The organism is Rhizobium leguminosarum bv. viciae USDA 2370, assembly GCF_002008365.1.
Taxonomy (GTDB): Bacteria; Pseudomonadota; Alphaproteobacteria; order Rhizobiales; family Rhizobiaceae; genus Rhizobium; species Rhizobium leguminosarum.
Window position 1 is genome coordinate 49983 of record NZ_MRDL01000046.1, and the last position, 20338, is coordinate 70320.

Here is a 20338-nt window from a genome sequence, read left to right on the forward strand (position 1 = left end):
CGCGCTTTAGCTCTTTGTGTCCTGATGACAGGCATCAGTTAATCGGGCCCTTTTCGCCGGGCTTGCCGGGCAGCTGTTCGGGGAACAGCTCGTATTTGCCCTGCTTGTCCGCAGCCACCCACAGGCGTTCGCGGATCACCGAATCTTCAGCCCAGTTGAACATCATGATCGGCGTACCCTGGGGCACGTTGGAGAACCGCTTGTTGACGATCAGCGCGCCGGGATATTCCGTCAGGCCGACGGTGTTGACGTGCTCCGTCGAGATCTTCTGATACTGCTTCATCAGATCGACGCGCTCGTCGTTGTTCTGGCTCGTCCTGAACTTGTTGACGACGTCGACAAGCTCCTTTTCGAAGGGCATCAGATCGAGCTGGTCATCCTTGCCGGCGCGATGGTGCCAGCTAGTGCGCGGGCCGACCGGGGCAAGCTGTTCGGTGTTCTGCACCACCGACGACAGTTCCGTCGTGTTACGCTGAATCAGCCAGTCGAAGCGGCCGGCATAATGGGCGTCGTCACGCTTGGCCCCATCGAGCGCGTTGATGACGATCTTCAGCCCGAGTTTCTCCATCTGGCCGACGACACCTTCGGCAAGGCTCTTGTCGGTCGTGTACTGATTGTTGATCAGCATGACGATTTCGACATCCTTGCCACCGAGCGTCCCGGCCGGAAAGTTCACGATGCCGTTGCCGTCGGTGTCCTTGAGACCGGCTTTGGCGAGCTCCGCCTTGGCGCCCTCAAGATCATAGGGGTAGTAAACGGTCGAGTTGCGGTCGTAGAAGCTGGTGCCGGAGGAGAGCCCACCGGGATAGATCGCGGTGAACGGTCCCTTGACCAGCGAGTCGCCGATTGCCTTGCGGTCGAGCGCCATGGTGACGGCCTTGCGGAAGTCCTCGTTACGGTTCAGCTCGCGGATCGCCTCACCGCGCTCGTCCGGGTTGCCCCAGCCGTTGGCGGAGAAGTTCATGCGGAGATTGTAGCCGATCAGGCGCGGGCCGAAGGCAAGGCGGGCGGGCGCCGTCTTCTCTGCGGCACGCTTCAGCGAGGCGACGAAGTTCTCCGGCTGCTCGAGGTTCGAGAAGTCGGCGGATCCTGCCACGGCCTGGACGTCACGGTCGGCCCAGGTCGAGAGCTTGTAGTGCAGCTCATTCAGATAAGGCAGCTGATCGCCCTTCTCGTCGACCTTCCAGTAATAGGGGTTGCGGCGCATGACGATGATGTCGTCCGGGCGATATTCAACCGGTACCCAGGCGCCCATGACCGGCATGTTCATGAACTCGGGCGGGAAGGCGTTCTTGAACTGGTCGTAGGTGTTCTTCGAATATTTCGGATGCTTCGACTTCAGGATGTGCGAGGGACCCGGGCAGAAATTCGGGTAGGACATCGTGTAGAGATATTGCTTCGGGAAGGCCTCCTTGAAGGTCCATTCGACGGTGTAATCGTCGACCTTCTTCAGCGTCGTCCCGGCACCGAAGGCTTCCGGCGATGCGCCGCCGCCGAGCGGCGAGACGTTCGGGTCGATGACTTCGTCGTCCCAGTAGAACATGATGTCGTCGGCATTGAACGGCGCGCCGTCTGACCATTTGGCGCCTTCGATCAGGTGCATGGTCAGCTTATGGCCATCTTCGGACCAGTCCCAGCTCTTGGCGAGGTTCGGCAGCGGCTCGGTGTCTGAGGCCTGCACCTGGAACAGCGGCGCGGTGCGCGTCAGGCATTCGGAGAGGCCGATATCGATGCCGCCCCAGCCCTGCGTCTGGCCGGCGCCGTAGTTCCAGCCTTCCGGCCGGCCGCCGATGACGTGGCGCATCGTATCGCCGTAGACGCCGATGCCGTCGGGCATATTGCCTGTCTTGAAGACCAGCGGCTCCTTCGGCAGCCGATCCTTGACCGGCGGCAGCTTGCCGGTGGCGACGAAATTCTTCGTGACCCAGTCGGGCTCATGATATTCGGGCAGCGCCTTGAACTCCAGGATGGAGTCGCGCGCGACATAGTTGATCTTGCCTTCGGCCGGAAAGTCCGCCGGCGCCGGTGGAACGGTTGGCTCGGAGGCATATGCATTCAGCGCCGCGGCTGAGACGCTGAGCGCCAGTCCGGCCAGAATGCCTGCGTTACGAAAATTCATCATCGTTTCTCCCTCTTGTTCCGGAGCGCGATCACGCGGCTCCCTTCTCCTCGAACACGTGAAACCGGGCCGGACGCCGCGGATTTCCCTCCCGGAAACCCCCGGCAACCCAAGCTTCACGAAAATCAGACGGCCTTTTTCAGCGCCGCCTTTTCCGCGCGCAGCTCCTCGATCGAGCGAACGTTGCGGCGTGCGGCCCCCGCCCAGTCGCGGGTCTGCACCTTCGATTTCGACAGCCGCTCCTTGGCGGCCGGCACGGCATGGGCATATTGCGGCAGCCAGGAGGCCTGGGCAACGACCATCTCGTCGACCATCTGCCAGACCTCTTCCGGCGTCGAGACGGCGCCGACCAGCGGATCGTGCAACACGGCAAGCTTCAGAAGGTCGATGTCGCCCGATATGGCCGCATGTACCGACATACGCTGGACGTTGATCGAGGAAATGCAGGTGGCAGCGCAGGCTTCCGGCAGGGTAACGCCCGAGACCATGTTGATGCCGAAACGTTCGACGAAGCCTGGCGATTCGATGATCGCGTCGGACGGCAGATTGGTAATGACGCCGTTATTCTTGACGTTGAAATGGCCGCGATAGACCCGGTTCGTCTCCAGCGCCTCCAGGATATGGCTGGCATGCTCGTTCGAGCGCTTGGCAGGATCGATCGGTTGCGAGGCGGATTCGAGGAACTGCGGATATTCGGTCTCGAACCAGTTGCGCGTTTCCGTCGAATGACGAAGGTAGCCGCCGGTCTCGCCGTGGATCCAGTCGGACATGTCGATCCAGCGGGTGATCTCATCCGGCCGCTTGCGATACCAGGGCAGGTATTCCGAGAGATGGCCGTTGCTTTCGGTGGAGTAGACGCCGAAACGCTTCAGCACGTCGATGCGCAGTTTCTCCTGCTGCGAAAAGACTGGATGCGCCTCGAAGGCGGCGATCAGCTCGTCCTTGCCGATCCTGCGGCCGTTGAGGCGCAGGTCGATGAACCAGGTCTGGTGATTGATGCCGGAGCAGATGTAGTCGAGCTCGCTCACTGACTTCGCGCCGAGCACTTCGGCGATCTGTTCGGCGCCATGCTGGACACCGTGGCAGAGGCCGACGGTATCGACCTTGCCGTATTCGATCGCCGCCCAGGTGTTCATCGCCATCGGGTTGGCATAGTTCAGGAATTTCGCACCGGGCTCGGCGACCTCGCGGATATCCTTGCAGAAGTCGAGGATGACCGGGATGTTGCGCTGGCCATAGAGGATGCCGCCGGCGCAGATCGTATCGCCGACGCACTGGTCGATGCCGTATTTCAGCGGAATACGGATATCATCGGCATAGGCCTCGAGACCGCCGACCCGGACACAGCTGATGATGTAGCGCGCGCCTTCCAGTGCCTTGCGCCGGTCGGTCGTCGCCGTCACTTTCGTCGGCAGCCCGTTCGCCTCGACGACGCGGTCGAGGATCGCCTTGATCATCTCGAGATTATGTTCGCTGAGATCCGTCAGCGCGAATTCGATGTCGCGAAACTCCGGAACGCACAATATATCGGTGAACAGCTTCTTGGTGAACCCGACGCTGCCCGCACCGATGATAGCGATTTTGAAACTCATGATCTTCACCTCGACCCAATCGAATGCTAAGGAAAAGAAGGCCATGGAGGATCGGGCCGCATGCTGACGCATGTGGCTGAAAACGCCGTAAAATCTGCCTTTTTCCTCCCGGCCGCTCTGTCGGCCGTGGTCTCTTCCTCTTGTCGAGCGGGATTATGCCCGAAATCGGCAGGGCGACCAGAGAAGGATTATGCTTTCAGGGGTAATTTTGTGCTGCAGGATTTGATCGCCAACGGACAGTCGATGAGGACGGTTTCGCTGCCCCGGGGCCGCCAGCGGCTGCACGCCATGCCGACCAGCGCCGGATACGAAGTGCGCGAGAACGAGACCTATGACTGGGACGGCCGCCGGCGCGGCCAGACCCCCTTCACCGTGCTGCAGCACACGATCAGTGGCAGCGGCAAGCTGCGCTATCAAAACCGCAACTATCGCCTTCAGGGCGGCGACACGCTGCTCGTTCTGGTGCCGCACAATCATCGCTACTGGCTGGAGAAAGGCGACCGCTGGGAATATTTCTGGATTTCGATGAATGGCGAGGAAACGCTGCGCATCCACCAGATGGTGCTTTCGACCGCCGGCCCGGTGCTGAAGCTGCAGCCCTCGACCATCGATCATCTCGCCGATTGCAGCCTGCGCCTCGTCAAGGGCGCAACATCGCCGGGTGCTGCCTCGGCGATTGCCTATGAAGCGGCGATGGCGCTATACGACGACGTCTTCGGCTCGCCGGCCTTTGCCGCCGAGCTCAGTGTCATGCAGCCGGTGATCGACCATATCAATGCCAATCTCGAAAAATCGCTGCCGGTGAGCGAACTCGCCGGTATCGTCGGCCTCAGCCGCGCGCATTTCTCGCGCAGCTTTGCCGAGAGCGAGGGCATGCCGCCGGCCGAATTCGTCCTGCAGCAACGTCTGCAGCGCGCCGTCAAGCTTCTGACCAAGGCAGACTTCCTGCCGGTCAAGGAAGTCGCCATCATGTGCGGCTTCGAGGACCCCAACTATTTCTCCAAGGTCTTCCGCCGCGTCTATGGCACCAATCCCACCGAATTCCGCACGACGGGCATGTATGCCAGCATCGGCAAGCTGAGATAGCTTGCCGCCTGGTAACCCAGTTGCGTCAGGCCCGCACCTCGAACACCATGTTGAACGGGGTTTCCGTGGCGCGACGGAAATGCGTGAATCCGGCGTCGAGCGCGACCTTTCGAAGTTTCATTTCTCCCGCCTGCGCGCCGAGCCCGAGCCCCACCTCCTGGGAGAGCGATGCCGGCGTGCAGATCATCGTCGATGCTCCATAATAGACGCGGCCGACCGGGTTGAGATTGTCCTTGAGATGGTCATTGGCAAAGGGCTCGACGATCAGCCACGTCCCGTTCGGCCCAAGCGTTTCCTTGACATGCCGGCCGGCGCCGACCGGATCGCCCATGTCGTGGAGGCAGTCGAACATGGCAACCATGTCATAGCCGCGCCCCGGAAATTCCGCAGCCGACCCCTGCTGGAAGGTCACGCGGTCGGCGACGCCGGCATCTTGGGCAGCAGCCTTTGCTCTTTCGATCGACGGGCCGTGATAGTCGAAGCCGGTAAAATGGGAAGCGGGATAGGCCTGCGCCATCAGAATGGTCGAGGCCCCATGACCGCAGCCAACGTCGGCGACACTGGCGCCGGCCTTGAGCTTTGCCTCGACCCCGGCAAGAGCCGGTATCCATTCGTTGACGAGATGGCTGTTATAGCCCGGGCGAAAGAACCGCTCGGTGCCCCGAAAGAGGCAGGTGCTGTGCTCATGCCAGCCGAGACCCTTGCCGGTGCGGAAGGCATCGGCGATCTTGGGTTCGTCCATCCACATGGATTGGACGACCTCGAAGGCGCCGACGAAAAAGGCGGGGCTGTTTTCCTCGGCGAATACCATCGCCTGCTCCGGTGTCAGGCTGAAACGATCCGTCTTTTCATCGTAAGCGACATAGTCGGCGGCCGCCTGGGCGCTCAGCCATTCCCTGAGATAGCGCTCCTTTATTCCGGTTTTCGTGGCTAGATTCTGGACGCTCATCGGCGTTCCGTCGGCCATCGCCTTAAAGATTCCGACCTGGTCGCCAAGCACGACCAAGGCACCTGACATGGCAGCGCCGACGTCACCAACAAGACGACCGACGAGTGCATCGAGTTTTTGCATATCTGGCTCACGCATTGTTACCTCCCGGGTGCGTGATAAGGAAGATCTAAATTAGACTGTAATAATATTCAGTCAATCAATCTTCCGCTTCGCCAGATGAGCGTCGAGTATTAGTGGTCTAAGAATGGAATAGGCAGATTATTCCAGGGAGATCGGAATTCTCGGAAAGGCGAATGTAAAATGGTTCAAAACGCCCTATTCCGTCATGCGCTTTCTCGTCATCTCTTGTCTCGAGATTACATTTTTTATATAACCTATCCGAGGCAGAATCACACTTTTGATGCAAGGTTATTGTTTTGTGCCTATCTTCCGCTCAATGCCGTGCTGCTCGCGCCCTTTTGGCGTGGTCTCAGGACGATCTCTCGTCAGCTTCAAAAGTTGCCAAAGCGACGATTGCGAATTTCGAGGCCGGAAAGCGCTCTCCCTACGAACGAACCCTTCAGGATGTGAAGCACGCCCTGGAAGGCGGCGGGGTTGTGTTCATCCCTGAAAATGGTGGAGGTGCGGGTGTTCGCCTGGCAAAACGCGCGGATGCGTCGATCGACACGAATGAAACCGAGACGGTTCAATATGAAGAATATCTCAAAAACGACGCACCGCCCGGTGCAGGTGGCTGAATGATGGCAAAGAAAGAGAAGCTCGAACACTCCGAACTGGCGGGAGAATTCACCGACGACGGGATCACCGTGCTCGTCGATATCTTCCGCACATCCGGCAGCAATGAAGACTGGACGATGGAGGTGGTCACGCAGGCGGAGGATCTGATCCGCTGGGACGAGCCATTTGCGACGGACCGCGATGCCTTCGACGAATTCCTGGCCGTCGTTGCCCGCGACGGCATTCGATCGTTTCTCGAAGATGAAGAGCCATCCGTGCATTGAGGGATATTTGTGAAAAGCATCAATGATCTAGTCGCGTCTGCGAAAACCGTCTGCGATCGATACCGGGCCGGGCGGATGGAGCGCGAAACCGTGCGGGAATGGGTCCTCGGGCTCGGCGCCTATCCGCCACCCCATGGTGACCGCGTGCGGGAAGCGGCAGAATGGTTCCGCTTGCACAATCGCGAGCCTGTTTCCGAAGACATCGTGCTGGTGGACATCGATCGGCTTGCGGCGATTTCAGCGCCGTGATCCCCGGGCGTGCGAGCGGACAGGCCGGCTGCAAGGGCTCGCCCATATCCGATCTAAGCCACGCATTGCCTGACCGTTCGATGCGGGATGGATCGCAGCAGTGCCGGCGCTGTTTTGCGGTTGCCTCGCCGCCTCGATCCGGACTGGCGCAATTACGCCGGTACTAGGCGGCGTAGGACCAATGACGATCAGGAGCCTTATGCATAATACCCCCATCGCAGCTTCCATGCGGAGCGGTCTGGGGGTTCCGCAGCTTCGGCAAATGTGACACTCCTTACGCTGTTGACATGGCTCCTGCATCGCGCGCGCGAAGCGTACGTCAAGCGCGGCTAGGTAATTTTTATTCGTGCGATAAGTAGAAGGAACAGCACGTGGCAGCATTTCCGGAAAAGGCAAAGGTCGTCATCATCGGGCTCGGCGGCATCGTCGGCGCCTCCATCGCGCATCATCTCGTCGAGCGGGGATGGGACGATATCGTCGGCATCGATAAGTCGGGCATACCGACCGATATCGGTTCGACAGCCCATGCCTCGGACTTCTGTTACACCACGAGCCATGACTATCTGTCGGTCTGGACCACGCAATATTCGATCGATTTCTACGAGAAGATGGGCCATTACGCCCGCATCGGCGGCCTCGAAGTGGCGCGCACCGGCGACGATACCTGGATGGAGGAAATCAAGCGCAAGCTTTCCTCGGCACGCGCTTTCGGCACGCGCGCTCATTATGTCAGCCCTCCCGAGATCAAGGAGAAGTTCCCGCTGATCGAGGAAGATCAGGTGATGGGCGGCCTTTACGATCCGGATGCCGGCCTGGTCATTCCGCGCTCGCAGACCGTTGCCGGCAAGCTGGTCGATGCCGCCGAAAAGGCAGGCAAGCTGCAGGTGTTCGGCAACACGCCGGCGAAGTCGCTGATCGTCGAAGGCGGCCGCATCAAGGGCGTCGTCACCCATCGCGGCACCATCATGGCCGACCACGTCATCGTTTGTGCCGGCCTCTGGGGGCGCCTGATCGCGGAGATGGTCGGCGAAGACCTGCCGGTCATGCCGGTCGACCATCCGCTCACCTTCTTCGGTCCGTATAACGAGTTTGAAGGCACCGGCAAGGAAATTGGCTTCCCGCTGCTGCGCGACCAGGGCAACTCCGCCTATATGCGCGATACCGGCGACCCGGCGACGACGGAGGGCGGCCAGATCGAGTGGGGCTATTACGAAGCCACCAATCCACGCATGTGCCATCCGCGCGATCTTCTCGAAAAACACGAAGCGCGCCTGTCGCCCTCGCAGCGCGACCTCGAGATGGAACAGATCATCGAGCCGCTCGAGCGCGCCATGGAATTGACGCCGATCCTCGGCGAACTCGGCTACAACGAAGGTCACTCCTTCAATGGCCTGCTGCAGGTTTCCGCCGCCGGCGGCGCTTCCTGCGGCGAGAGCCAGAAAGTGCGCGGTCTCTGGTATTGCGTTGCCATCTGGGTCAAGGACGGCCCAGGCTATGGCAAGCTGATCGCCGACTGGATGACCGACGGACGTACTGAAATCGATCACAACAGCATCGACTACGCCCGCTTCTATCCGCATCAGTTGACGGAAGAGTTCATCGAGGGCCGCTGCTACGAAGCCGCCCAGAAGATTTATTTCCCGGCTGTTCACACCCGCGAACCCTATGCATCCGGCCGCAACGCCAAGCGCTCGCCCTTCTACGAGCGCGAAAAGGAGCTTGGCGGCTACTTCATGGAACTTGGCGGCTGGGAGCGTGCGCACGGCTACGCCGCCAACGAGCACCTTCTGGAGAAATACGCCGACCGCGTCCCGGTTCGCGAGAACGAATGGGACAGCCGCCATTTCTGGCGCGTGTCGAATGCCGAGCATCTGGCGATGAGCGAGGATTGCGGCATCGTCAATCTCAGCCACTTCCACATGGTCGACATCGAGGGTCCCGACCATGTCGAACTGATGGAATGGCTGTGCGCCGCCAAGGTCGGCGGCGATGCCAACATCGGCAAGGGCATTTATACCCACTTCCTCGACGACGAAGGCATGGTGCGCGCCGACTTCACCGTCTTCCGCATGGCCGACCGGTGCCGTCTCGTCAACGGCGCCGATGCCGGCCCGCGCGACCTGCACTATATGAAGCGCGTCGCCGAAGACCGCGGCCTTGACGTGATCATCACAGACGTCTCGGAAAAATTCGTGACGATCGGCATCTGGGGTCCGAACGCGCGCGAGACGCTGAAGAAGAGTGTCGCCGATCCGGCCGGGCTCGATCAGGAAAACTTCGCTTTTGCGGCAATCAAACCGATCGAAATTGCAGGTAAGCCTGTCACCGCCTTCCGCATCTCCTATGTCGGCGAGCAGGGCTGGGAACTGCACATGAAGTACGAAGACGGCCTCGCCGTCTGGGATGCGCTACGCTCGACCGGTGTGATGGCCTTCGGCGTGGAGACCTATGCAAACTCGCGCCGCATGGAAAAGAGCCTCCGCCTGCAGAACGCCGACCTCCTGACCCAGTACAACCTGATCGAAGCCGATCTCGCCCGTCCGAAGGTCAAGGAGGCCGATTTCCGCGGCAAGGCGAAACATCTGGAATACAAGGCACGCGAGCACCAGCCGGCCATGCTTTGCACACTTGTGATGACGGAGAATACCGACAAATCGGGCGTGAAGCGTTATCCCCTCGGCAACCTGCCGGTTGTCGATCCGGCGACGGGAGAGGTTCTGGTCGACGAGCTTGGCCGTCGGTCATACACGACCTCGGTGGCCTACGGACCGACGGTCGGAAAGAACATCGCCCTGGCCTACCTTCCCTGGTCGTATTGCCAGGTTGGACGCAGGTTGAATGTTGAGTATTTCGCCGAAAGTTATCCGGTGGAGGTAGTCAGCGTCGGGTACAAGCCGATCTACGACCCCGAAAATCTGAAGCCGCGCACCTAAGCGCAGCGGCGCCCCGCAAATCGGAATCGATTTTCGGAAAGCACGTGCGAGGATTGAAAGTGTTGCAGCGCCGCGTGTCTTAGAAGACGCGCGGCGCTGTAAGCGCTCCAGAACTTGTGACGCCGCAAGGATGGCGCGCCACAAACATGAGATTGATCGTCAGCGCCACGCGGAACGGCGGCTCGGATGGTCGCTGGTGACCCGGATCCGTCACCTGTCCGCTTCTGACGCTCTGGATGCTGGCGCTATTTTGCGGTTGCCTCGCAGTCGGATTGGAAGTCAGGATGCGGCGAAGCGATCATTAGAATTCGAGAGTGAGGCATGATGTCGTCCGAAAACCGCTCACACTTTTCAGCATCATGCTCTGGCGAGTGGACAGTCGATGCTTGATAATCCCACATGGTCCGGAGTGCTCGCCGATCCTGTCGTCCAGGCCGGGACGTTGGCCGTGGTCGGCGCGATCATAACGCGCATAGCGCTTCGGCCCTTCCCGAGCTGGAAGCTTGCGGGCCAGGTGTTTTTCTTCGCGGCGCTCACCGTCCTGCTGCTCTATCATGACATCGTGCCCTACGAAGTCGGGCCGGCGACTACTTCGACCTTCGAACGCGTCTTCATCGCCCTTGCCAAAGTGGTCTGGTGGATCAATGCCGCCTGGGCGCTGATCGCCTTCGTCCGCGTCTTCCTGATCTTCGAGCGCCAACCGCGCGAAGGTCGCCTCGTTCAGGATCTGGTCATCGGCCTGATCTATCTCGGCGCGATCCTCTCGGTGGTCGCCTATGTCTTCAGCTTCCCCGTCGGCACGCTGATCGCCACCTCGGGTGTCTTTGCCATCATCCTCGGCCTTGCGATGCAAAGCACCTTGAGTGACGTCTTTTCCGGCATCGCGCTCAACCTCGGCAGACCCTATGCGATCGGCGACTGGATCGTGCTGAATGACGGCATCGAGGGTCGTGTCGTCGAAACCAACTGGCGCTCCACCCATCTGCTGAACGGCTCGAACGACCTCGTCGTCCTGCCCAACAGCTTTCTGGCCAAGGTCGGGCTGACCAATCTCAGCAGCCCCGACCGCAGTCACGGCGCCTCACTGACGGTCCGGGTCGTGCCGACGATCGGGCCGTCGGCGATCATCGAGGTCATGCGCGCCGTGCTCTTGAGCAGCGGCTCGATCCTGACCGAGCCGAACCCAGGCGTGCAGATCAAATCGCTGACATCAGATGCAGTGGAGCTGGAGCTCTCCTTCCGCGTCAGGGATATCGGCCAGACGGGGCCGGCGAAGAACGAGATATTCGATCTCATCTACCGCCATATCAAGGCCGCCGGGCTCACCTTGGCGCGGCCGCTCGACGCCGCCGGCCCACCGCCCGACCAGTTGCAATCGGAGGAGATGGTGAAGCCGCACCGGCCGACGCCGCTCAAGCTTCTCGACGCCATCCCGCTGTTTTCCTCGCTGACCGAGGACGAGAAGGAAACGCTCGCAGCCTCGATGACACGTCGAACCTACAAAAAGGATTCCATCCTCATCGAGCAGGGCGATACGGTCGCATCGCTGATGATCGTGCGCAGCGGCGCCCTCGTCGCCACGCGCCAGGAAGGCCATAAGGAAATCGAACTCGGCCGGCTGGCGCCCGGCGATTATTTCGGCGAAAGCGGGCTGCTGATCGGCGTTGGCGAGGCCGCCAGCCTGCGCGCGCTGACCTTCGTCGTCGTCTACGAGATTGCCCAGGCGAGCCTGACGCCGCTGCTGCACGACCGGCCCGGTATCGCCGAAGAGCTTGCCGCCACTTTGTCGCGCCGCATCGAGACCGGCCAGCATTCCTTCGCGACCGAAGGCGCCACGCTGAACGGTGGCTCGATGACCTCGCTGGTGACGCGCATCCGCCACTTGTTCAAGGTGCCGCAATAGCGGTCTGAGGCTGGAGCCTTTCCTGGTCAGCTTGAATCATTCTGCCGGAGCAGGTTTTCGTCAGGGCAGAGGCGATGGGCGAAGGGCATACCTCATGGTACGTGCGAGCCGATCGCCTCTGATCCTGGCGGAAAGATGCCCGGCCCACCGGCCGCACTGCTTCGCCATGCGAAGCAATAGCTGCGTCCGGCGATTCTAAAGTCTTGCAGATTTGCCCGGCAAATCTGCGGGAGGGTTGGCTGAAACGGGCCGGCTGATCGACCGGCCGGCTTGGCCGTAGAGCTTGGCTACGACGCGCGCCGGCCGGTCGACCATCCGACTCCGTTTGAGCCAAGAGAATGCTTCAATCTGACCAGGAAAGGCTCTATTTCCGCTGAAACTTCTGCCGCGCCGCGCGCGCCACGCTCTCGGCGAGAATCAGCAGACAGCCGAGGAGAAGCAGAGTAGCGGCGAGCAGCGCGTCGACATGGGCGAATTTCACCAGAACGCCGACGATGGCAATCAGCAGCAGTGCCGCCAGCGCCAGCGCGCCGTCGTCGATGAACATGCCGAAGAATTCCTTCAAGGCGACCTTAAGAATATTCATCACGCGGCCACCTCGGCATGGGTGTTGAAATACTGACGCAGCATCCGGACTGCTGCGAAGGAAAAGACGGCGAGCACGGCAAGGATCGCCAGAAGCGAAAGATCGGCGCCCGGCCAGTCGGCGCCGACGCCCTCGCCAACCCAGAATATGCCGAAGGCGCTGAGCAGCAGCCCGACGACGAATTTGAGGCTGTTCTCCGGAACCGCCGAGAGCGGTTTGTGCACGAAGATGCCGATGATCAGCACCAGCAGGCAGGCCGCGGCCGCTCCAAGGCTGGCATAGCCGATCATGCCGTGTCCGGCGCCGGTAGCGATGACGATGAACACCACTTCGATCCCCTCGAGCAGCACCGCCTTGAAGGCGGCGGTGCCCGCCAGGAAATTGGCACGGCGCTCGGCGGATTGACGCCGCAGGCTGTCGGTCTCGGCCGCAAAAGCCTTCTCCTCGTCGTGCAGCGCGATGAAACCCGAGGCCCGCAGGATCGCCTTGCGCAGCCAGCGCAGGCCGAAGAGAACGAGCAGTGTTCCGATCACGAACTGCATCAGCTCGATCGGAATGAGCCCGAGCAGTGGACCAAGCGCCAGCACGAGAAGAGCGAGAAGGCCGAGCGCAAGACCGGTGCCGATGAAGGCCGGACGCCAGCTCTGCGTAACGCCGACGGCGAGAATGATGGTGAAGGCTTCAACGACCTCGACGAAGGAGCCGAGAAATGCGGCCGTGACCGTCGAGGTGATCGTTGTCAGAGTTGTCATGGTTCTTGTCCGTTATGCCGGCGGAGATCATGTACTGGGCTGAACTGCTATCTTTTCTTACCGTTTTGCGGCATCCGCAACATCATCTGGCGCGCGGCTCGGAATAAACCGCTTCGAGATCAGCCAGCAGCCAAGCGCCCAGAGCGCACCGGCGCACCATCCGGCGAAGACGTCCGTGGGATAATGGACGCCGAGATAGATTCGGCTCAAGCCGATGAGGACGGCGAGGAAGACGCCGGTGCCCATGACGAAGATCCGCGTTGACCGGTAACGCTGTGTCCGGGCCAGCAGCGCCCCAAGCGTCAGATAGGTCACCGCCGAGACCATCGCGTGTCCGGAGGGAAAGCTGAGATCGCTCACTTCGACCAGATGCGGCACGATGTCGGGGCGCGGCCGCGCGACGAGGATCTTCAAGAGCGTGCTCGCCAGCCAGCCGCTCAGCACAGAGGAAAAGACGAAGATTGCGATCGGCCAGCGCCGGTCGAGCAGAAGATGGACGGTGACGAGAACCGTCATCAGCGAGAGAACGGTGATGCCGCCGAGGGCAGTGATATCGTCGACGGCATGCGTCAGCCAGCCGGGACCGATCGGCACGGCAAGTTCTCCCGGCCGTCGCAACGCCAGCAGGATTGCCTCGTCAAAGCGGAATGTCTCACCCTCCAGGACTTCGCTCGTCAGTCGCTGGAGCAGGAACAATCCACCGGCGATCGATGCCACCATGATCAATGTCAGCGGCTCATATGCATTGAGCCTCGCCAAGAGTCCCCGTCGTTGAACCTCGCTCATGCCTGCCGTCGAACTCCCTTCACATCATGTCGGTCCCCGCCAGATTGGCAATCCAGATCCAGGATTCAAGACCTTGCGGCATTCAAGGGCGTTCCCGACAGAGGTTTTATGGCCGCTGAGGTCGCCTTCTAGGTGTTCATCAACGGCACCAGTGAGTGAACCGCTTTGATCTGGTCGCAGTACCACGATGGAATGTGATGACGACGAATCCATGCTCCCCGGGCGGTCTCGAATGCGCGTCGCGCGCTTCGAGAGCACATGCCTCCGCCCTTATCGGTTCACAATCCCAACGCCTTGTTGATGGCCGCAATCAATGTAGCTCCGGAAAATTGCTTCTGCAGATAAGCAACACATCCCGCCTTTTCCGCCTGCGCTTTGGCGGAGCCGGTTTCCAGTGCCGTGATGAAAATCACGGGAAGGGTTGTTCCCTCGGCTTTCAGCCTGCGTTGCAAATCGATGCCGGACATGCCACCGAGGTCGATATCAAGGACGAGGCAGTCGATCGTCGTTTTGGGATCGCGACTGAGAAAGGCCTCGGCCGATGCATACTCGTTGGCCTGAAAACCGTAAGCATTAAGCAGCCGCCCGAGACTGCGCCTTAGGCTTGCGTCATCATCGACGACCGCGACCGTGCGGCGAGGGTTCTCCACCTCATACACCTCTTTTGACGATATGAGAGATAATGGTTCCCGATCAAATTAGGCCGGCGGGACGTCGATTGATATTGTCCTAAGGGGAAGGCGCCGCTGTATCCTGGTCGATGAGACCAATATATGCAGCGATCGACACCACCTCGGCCAGCGAGCGTACGTCGAGCTTTTCCATGACCTGATGGCGATGCACCTTCACCGTCCGCTCCGAGATGCCGAGCGCATAAGCGATCTGCTTGTTGAGATGGCCACGTATAACGAGCCGGAACACTTCCGCTTCGCGCGGGCTGAGACTCGCGACTAATGCCCGCTGGGCTTGAAGACGATCGTGACGGGCCTGCTGTCGTTCGCATTGGATGAGGGCGCGATTGATCGCCTCCATCAATGCCGCCGCGGTCGAATTCTTCTCCAGAAAATCCTTGGCACCCGCCTTCATCGCCTCGACGCTTGCCTTTATGTCTCCCTCCCCCGTGAGGAACACGACCGGCAATAGCGGTGCCTGCTCGCACAATCGGCGTTGGATTTGCAACCCGGACTGGCCGGGCATCTGGAGGTCGAGGAGAACGCATCCCGGTTCGCAAGTGGAAAGGAGGGCAAGAAATTGGTCCCCGGACTCATAGGTTTCGACCCTGAGACCATGTGCGGAAAGCAGCCTTGCGGTCGCTGTCCGGTAGGATTTGTCGTCATCGACGATATGGACAACCGGTTTCATCTCGATCGCTCCTCCCTGTGGGCGAGAGGCAGGGCCACGCGAAAGACCGCGCCTCCTTCGGGGCGGTTGTCGGCGCAGATGGTGCCGCCATAGGTCTCGAGAATGGCGCGGGCTATGGACAGACCCAGCCCCGTGCCCGCCTGCTTGGTGGTATAGAACGGTTCGAAGATGCGGATCAGCCTCTCCTCGGGAATGCCGTCTCCGGTGTCGGAGACCAGCAGCTCCGCCTTCTCGTTCGCCAGTCCTGTTGTAAACGTAAGCGTTCTCCCGGCCGGGACGGCGTCCAGCATGGCGTCCATAGCATTGGTTGCCAGATTGAGGATAACCTGCTGCACATGAACTTTGTCGGCACGTACCGGCAACTCGCCGGGCGGCTGTGTTGAGGTCAGCGTAATTCCGCGCCGCTCTGCCTCGCCGTGAATGATATGGATTGCGCTCGACGTGACATCGTTCAGATCGAACTCCTGCCAATCGATCTCGCTTCTCTTCTTGAGCAACCCTCTCATCCGGCTGATGATATCGCCTGCGCGCTGATCGTCCTCCTGGATGTCGAGGAGAATCTGCTGAATCAGTTGGTGATCCGGGTTTACACTTCGGAGCAGCACCGCGGCTGCCTCGGCATTGTTTCGGATGGCCGAAAGGGGCTGGTTCAGTTCGTGAGCAATGGACGAGGACAATGCTCCGGCTGTCGCCGACTGGTTAAGGTGGACGGCTTCGAGCAAGTGAAGGCGCGACCGGCTCTCGGCATCGCGGCGGCGCCTCCGCTCGAACAAGAGCACCGAGATGATGCTGGCCTGCGCCAGCACGAGGCCGCTCCCCGCCACCAGAATTGCCCAGTGTTCCTCCCAGAGGCTCCTCTTCTTGTGCATCTGGATTGTGCCCGGCGGCAGATCCTTTTCGGCGAGCCCCCAGCGCTGGAGTTGCCGGGCATCGGCGATATATGTCTGGGGCGCTTCGAGATCCGACACAGGCTTGCCAGCGATCGCATCGATGACAAGGTTGCCGACGGTCCGGCCCAGTGCTTCGAATGTGACGGTATTGCCGCCGACGACGCCATGATCGATGTAGGTCTGATAGGGCCCGTAGACAGGCGCGCTGGCGGTCGCCGCAATCTGTCTGATCGCGTCGCGCGGAATGAAGTTGCGCCCTGTCCGATCCTTGAAGATCGTCAATGCCAGGATGATGCTGTCGGGCGGCACGCGGGATACGCGCTCGACAAATTCATCGATCGTCAGATCTTCCAGATAGGTCGTCGTATCATAGGATTTCGAGAACTGTTTCAAATCCGTGCGGGCCGTCGCCAGCCATCCTCGGTCGAAGTCGGACGAGCCTCCGACAATGTAGAGGTGGCGGGCATCGGGCTGAAGGCTGCGGGCCATCTCGGCTGTCTTCAGAATGTCGAATGTCGTGAAGGCTCCGATCACGTCATCCGGCAAATCGATCTTCTCGGCGGTGACGGTGCCGAAACCAGCGGCGACGATCTTTGCGCCGGGCGCGATCGTGCCGTGGTTCGCGACTATGAAGCTGGCCGATTCCCAGCCGACGGCCACGACCACGTCGGGGCGGCGCACTGCGTATTTGTCGCCCAGATATCGGGCCATGCGCGCGACATGGTCGCCTTCCGGAAACCGCGAGAGATCCAGGAACTCGGAAAACAGATCGATCTTGCCGTTGGTCGCCTCCAGCAAACGGCTCCGCAACGCCTCTCCGGCAGCGGTCGTTGCCGCGATCCTCTCGTCATAGGGGTAGAGAACGAGGACGCGGGGAACCCGGTCGATGACGGCAATCGAGGTGTCGGAGGCTGCGGCCTGACGACTGGACACACTCGGGGCGAACACCGCCAACAAAAAGGCAGCGCAGCATAATCGACCTGACCATTCGCCCAAGCCCATCAGCTTCCCCCCAAACCGGCCGAGAATAACAGCTTCCCGCTACGGCGTCATCTGCGCATCACTATTATCGATTGCCACTGCATGAAGAGATTCCCCAAAGTACAATATCGGGCGAAGGCAGCATTCGCTAAAATTCAGCGGGCCGGAGCAGAGATGCGGCCGGCCTTCGCATCCCTGCCGGAGGCAGCTCCGGCAGGATCTTCATTTTAAGCAGTCCAGTTGAATCGACGCATGCAATCGCAGCCTTGTCCGCGAGTGGCTCCGTCATTCAAGAACGTCAACGGAGGGATTTGAAATGAACAGCAGAATCCTTATCCGCTGCATCGGAGCACTGGCTACATCCACCGTTCTCTGGTGCGCAGCCTCGCCCGTGCAAGCGCAAGACTCCCAACGAAAACCCAACATCCTGTTCATCGTTTCGGATGATACCGGCTACGGCGATCTCGGGCCTTACGGCGGAGGTGAGGGCCGCGGGATGCCGACCCCGAGCATCGACAAGCTGGCCGACGAAGGCATGACCTTCTTTTCCTTCTACGCCCAACCGAGCTGCACGCCCGGCCGCGCCGCCATGCAGACGGGACGCATTCCGAACCGGAGCGGCATGACGACGGTCGCATTTCAAGGCCAAGGCGGCGGATTGCCCGCAGCGGAATGGACGCTCGCCTCCGTTCTGAAGCGCGGTGGCTATCACACCTATTTCACCGGCAAATGGCACCTCGGGGAGGCGGACTATGCGCTTCCGATCGCGCAGGGTTACGACGAAATGAAGTATGTCGGCCTCTATCACCTCAATGCCTACACCTATGCCGACCCGACCTGGTTCCCTGATATGGATGCGGAAACCCGCGCTCTGTTCCAGAAAGTGACAACGGGCTCGCTGTCCGGCAAGGCCGGAGGTGAGGTAAAGGAAGACTTCAAGATCAACGGTCAATATGTCGATACGCCCGTGATCGACGGCAAGGAAGGCGTTGTCGGCATTCCGTTCTTCGACGGCTACGTAGAGAAAGCGGCACTGGGCTTTCTTGATGAAGCTGCAAAGACGCCGGATCAGCCTTTCTTCATCAACGTCAATTTCATGAAAGTGCACCAGCCGAACATGCCGGCCCCGGACTTCCAGGGCAAATCGATCTCGAAGAGTAAGTATGCGGACTCCGTTGTGGAGCTGGATACACGCATCGGAAGGATTATGGACAAGCTGCGTGAGACTGGCATGGACAGAAATACGCTGGTTTTTTACACGACCGATAACGGCGCTTGGCAAGACGTCTATCCGGACGCGGGCTACACACCATTCCGCGGTACAAAAGGCACCGTGCGCGAAGGCGGCAACCGTGTTCCCGCGATCGCTGTCTGGCCCGGCAAGATCAAGCAGGACGTGAAAAGTCACGACATCGTCGGCGGTCTAGATCTGATGGCGACCTTTGCCGCAGCCGGCGGCGTGCCGCTGCCCACCAAAGACCGCGAAGATAAACCGATTATCTTCGATAGCTACGATATGACCCCGATTCTGCTGGGTACGGGAAAATCTGCCCGCAAGAACTGGTTCTACTTCACCGAAAACGAACTGACGCCGGGTGCTGCCCGTGTCGGCAATTACAAGGCCGTGTTCAACCTGCGCGGCGACAATGGGCAGGCCACGGGCGGTCTGGCTGTTGATACCAACCTGGGTTGGAAGGGTGCTCAGTCCTACGTCGCCATCGTGCCACAGGTGTTCGATCTGTTGCAGGATCCGCAAGAACGCTACGACATCTTCATGAACAACTACACCGAACATACCTGGACGTTGGTCTCCATCTCGGGAGCGATCAAGGACCTCATGAAAACCTACGTCGAGTACCCCCCGCGCAAGCTGCAGAGCATGGGTTACGACGGCCCGATCGAACTCTCCAAGTATCAGATGTTAGAGTCCGTGCGTGAACAACTCGGCAAGGAGGGGGTCAATATCACGGCTCCGACCGGAAACTAGGTCCTTGGCGGCCCCGGAGCGATCCGGGGCTGCCGCATATCTCCAAGTTCAAGATTGCTGCAAGTTAATCGATGGAGGCATTGCGATGAATTCGGCACGTAGTTTCCTGTATTTTTCCCGCGGCGTCGCGCTCGCCGCCGCAGCATGCCTTTTTATCGCAGCGGCTGCAGTCGCTCAAACGGACGCACTGCCTTCGTGGAACGACACGGCACCGAAGCAAGCGATCATCTCCTTCGTTGAGAAGGTGACAAAACCGGGTTCAGCCGACTTCGTTCCGGAAGCGGAGCGTATCGCCGTATTCGACAATGATGGAACCCTGTGGGTCGAACATCCGATATATACGCAGCTCGCGTTCGCCCTGGACCGGGTGAAGGCGCTTGCCCCGCAGCATCCGGAATGGAAGGAAACGCAGCCGTTTAAGGCCGTGCTCGAAGGCGACTTGAAGGCGCTCGCGGCGTCGGGGGAAAAGGGCCTCGTCGAGCTCATCATGACCACGCATGCCGGAATGACCAGCAGCGATTTCCAGAAGATCGTCACCGATTGGCTCGCGTCGGCCCGTGACCCGAAATTCAAGCGGCCTTACACAGAACTCGTCTATCAGCCGATGGTCGAGCTTCTCGCCTATCTCCGCGCCAACGGTTTCAAGACCTTCATCGTTTCAGGCGGAGGCATCGAGTTCATGCGGCCATGGGCGGAAAAAGTCTATGGCGTCCCGCCCGAGCAGGTTATCGGCTCGTCGATCAAGACCGAGTTCAGGATGCAGGACGACACACCGACCCTGTTTCGGCTCCCCGAAGTCAATTTCATCGACGACAAGGCCGGCAAACCCGTCGGGATCAACCAGCAGATCGGCCGGCGGCCAATTGCAGCCTTCGGCAATTCCGACGGAGATCTCCAAATGCTGCAATGGACGACCATGGCGGGCGCACCTGCCAGGCTCGGCGTGCTGATCCATCACACCGATTCGGACCGTGAATACGCCTACGACCGCGATACCGAATTCGGTCGCCTCGACAAGGCGCTGGATGCCGCCTCCATCGCCGGCTGGACCGTCGTCGACATGAAGTCCGACTGGAAGCAGGTGTTCAAGGACTAGGGGAATGCGCCGAGCGCCGGAGCGTTGCGCGACGGCGCCGTGACCTTCTGGAACGTCGACAGG

Annotated in this window: 18 protein-coding genes; 9 read left to right on the plus strand and 9 right to left on the minus strand. The window is 60.4% G+C overall.

Annotated elements, in window-relative coordinates; translation table 11 throughout:
- Nucleotides 1-34: 34 nt before the first annotated feature.
- Together BS629_RS22220 and melA are read right to left on the minus strand one after the other, a co-directional pair.
- Complete coding sequence (locus tag BS629_RS22220) at nucleotides 35-2122, minus strand: ABC transporter substrate-binding protein (protein ID WP_018246372.1); 2088 nt, start codon at nucleotides 2120-2122, stop codon at nucleotides 35-37.
- Nucleotides 2123-2244: 122 nt separating this feature from the next.
- Complete coding sequence (gene melA / locus BS629_RS22225) at nucleotides 2245-3711, minus strand: alpha-glucosidase/alpha-galactosidase (protein WP_026188756.1); 1467 nt, start codon at nucleotides 3709-3711, stop codon at nucleotides 2245-2247.
- Between the two features lie 60 nt (nucleotides 3712-3771).
- On the opposite strand from melA, the gene BS629_RS22230 reads away from it, so the two are divergent.
- Nucleotides 3772-4797 (plus strand): AraC family transcriptional regulator, encoded by a 1026-nt coding sequence (locus BS629_RS22230; RefSeq protein ID WP_018246370.1) that lies wholly within the window; start codon nucleotides 3772-3774, stop codon nucleotides 4795-4797.
- A gap of 25 nt (nucleotides 4798-4822) precedes the next feature.
- Here the strand turns inward: BS629_RS22230 and BS629_RS22235 are convergent, their stop codons facing one another.
- On the minus strand, nucleotides 4823-5884 hold the full coding sequence (locus BS629_RS22235; protein WP_018246369.1) for a class I SAM-dependent methyltransferase: 1062 nt from the start codon (nucleotides 5882-5884) through the stop codon (nucleotides 4823-4825).
- 281 nt (nucleotides 5885-6165) lie between these two features.
- Between BS629_RS22235 and BS629_RS22240 the strand changes: the two genes are divergently transcribed.
- From BS629_RS22240 to BS629_RS22265, 6 genes are all read left to right on the plus strand, one after another.
- On the plus strand, nucleotides 6166-6486 hold the full coding sequence (locus BS629_RS22240; RefSeq protein WP_018246368.1) for a helix-turn-helix domain-containing protein: 321 nt from the start codon (nucleotides 6166-6168) through the stop codon (nucleotides 6484-6486).
- Between the two features lie 3 nt (nucleotides 6487-6489).
- Nucleotides 6490-6750, plus strand: a complete 261-nt coding sequence (locus tag BS629_RS22245) for a hypothetical protein (protein ID WP_025397793.1) — start codon at nucleotides 6490-6492, stop codon at nucleotides 6748-6750.
- Between the two features lie 9 nt (nucleotides 6751-6759).
- The gene (locus tag BS629_RS22250) at nucleotides 6760-6999 is read left to right on the plus strand and encodes a hypothetical protein (protein ID WP_018246367.1); all 240 of its coding nucleotides are present in this window, start codon (nucleotides 6760-6762) and stop codon (nucleotides 6997-6999) included.
- A gap of 100 nt (nucleotides 7000-7099) precedes the next feature.
- Nucleotides 7100-7267, plus strand: coding sequence for a hypothetical protein (locus BS629_RS38510; RefSeq protein ID WP_342593564.1), 168 nt, complete (start codon nucleotides 7100-7102; stop codon nucleotides 7265-7267).
- A gap of 103 nt (nucleotides 7268-7370) precedes the next feature.
- Entirely contained in the window at nucleotides 7371-9932 is a 2562-nt protein-coding gene (locus BS629_RS22260; protein WP_018246366.1) for a GcvT family protein, read from the plus strand.
- A gap of 382 nt (nucleotides 9933-10314) precedes the next feature.
- The gene (locus BS629_RS22265; protein WP_018246365.1) at nucleotides 10315-11835 is read left to right on the plus strand and encodes a mechanosensitive ion channel family protein; all 1521 of its coding nucleotides are present in this window, start codon (nucleotides 10315-10317) and stop codon (nucleotides 11833-11835) included.
- A 364-nt stretch (nucleotides 11836-12199) separates the two neighbouring features.
- On the opposite strand, the gene BS629_RS22275 is transcribed toward BS629_RS22265, so the two are convergent.
- From BS629_RS22275 to BS629_RS22300, 6 genes are all read right to left on the minus strand, one after another.
- Nucleotides 12200-12424, minus strand: a complete 225-nt coding sequence (locus tag BS629_RS22275; protein ID WP_018246364.1) for a hypothetical protein — start codon at nucleotides 12422-12424, stop codon at nucleotides 12200-12202.
- Nucleotides 12421-13173, minus strand: coding sequence for a COG4280 domain-containing protein (locus tag BS629_RS22280; RefSeq protein WP_018246363.1), 753 nt, complete (start codon nucleotides 13171-13173; stop codon nucleotides 12421-12423). Before BS629_RS22280 ends, BS629_RS22275 begins: the two co-directional genes overlap by 4 nt.
- Nucleotides 13174-13230: 57 nt before the next feature.
- Complete coding sequence (locus BS629_RS22285) at nucleotides 13231-13959, minus strand: phosphatase PAP2 family protein (RefSeq protein ID WP_018246362.1); 729 nt, start codon at nucleotides 13957-13959, stop codon at nucleotides 13231-13233.
- Between the two features lie 278 nt (nucleotides 13960-14237).
- The gene (locus tag BS629_RS22290) at nucleotides 14238-14609 is read right to left on the minus strand and encodes a response regulator transcription factor (protein ID WP_026188755.1); all 372 of its coding nucleotides are present in this window, start codon (nucleotides 14607-14609) and stop codon (nucleotides 14238-14240) included.
- A 79-nt stretch (nucleotides 14610-14688) separates the two neighbouring features.
- On the minus strand, nucleotides 14689-15321 hold the full coding sequence (locus tag BS629_RS22295; RefSeq protein ID WP_018246360.1) for a response regulator transcription factor: 633 nt from the start codon (nucleotides 15319-15321) through the stop codon (nucleotides 14689-14691).
- Complete coding sequence (locus BS629_RS22300) at nucleotides 15318-17213, minus strand: sensor histidine kinase (RefSeq protein ID WP_018246359.1); 1896 nt, start codon at nucleotides 17211-17213, stop codon at nucleotides 15318-15320. The genes BS629_RS22295 and BS629_RS22300 overlap by 4 nt, the downstream gene beginning before the upstream one ends.
- Nucleotides 17214-17508: 295 nt before the next feature.
- Here BS629_RS22300 and BS629_RS22305 point away from each other — a divergent pair, with 295 nt between their 5' ends.
- Both BS629_RS22305 and BS629_RS22310 read left to right on the plus strand, forming a co-directional pair.
- The gene (locus tag BS629_RS22305; RefSeq protein ID WP_026242472.1) at nucleotides 17509-19179 is read left to right on the plus strand and encodes an arylsulfatase; all 1671 of its coding nucleotides are present in this window, start codon (nucleotides 17509-17511) and stop codon (nucleotides 19177-19179) included.
- Between the two features lie 85 nt (nucleotides 19180-19264).
- Nucleotides 19265-20275 carry an HAD family hydrolase gene (locus BS629_RS22310; protein WP_018246358.1) on the plus strand — a complete coding sequence of 337 codons (1011 nt, stop codon included), beginning with the start codon at nucleotides 19265-19267 and terminating at the stop codon, nucleotides 20273-20275.
- Nucleotides 20276-20338 lie beyond the last annotated feature (63 nt).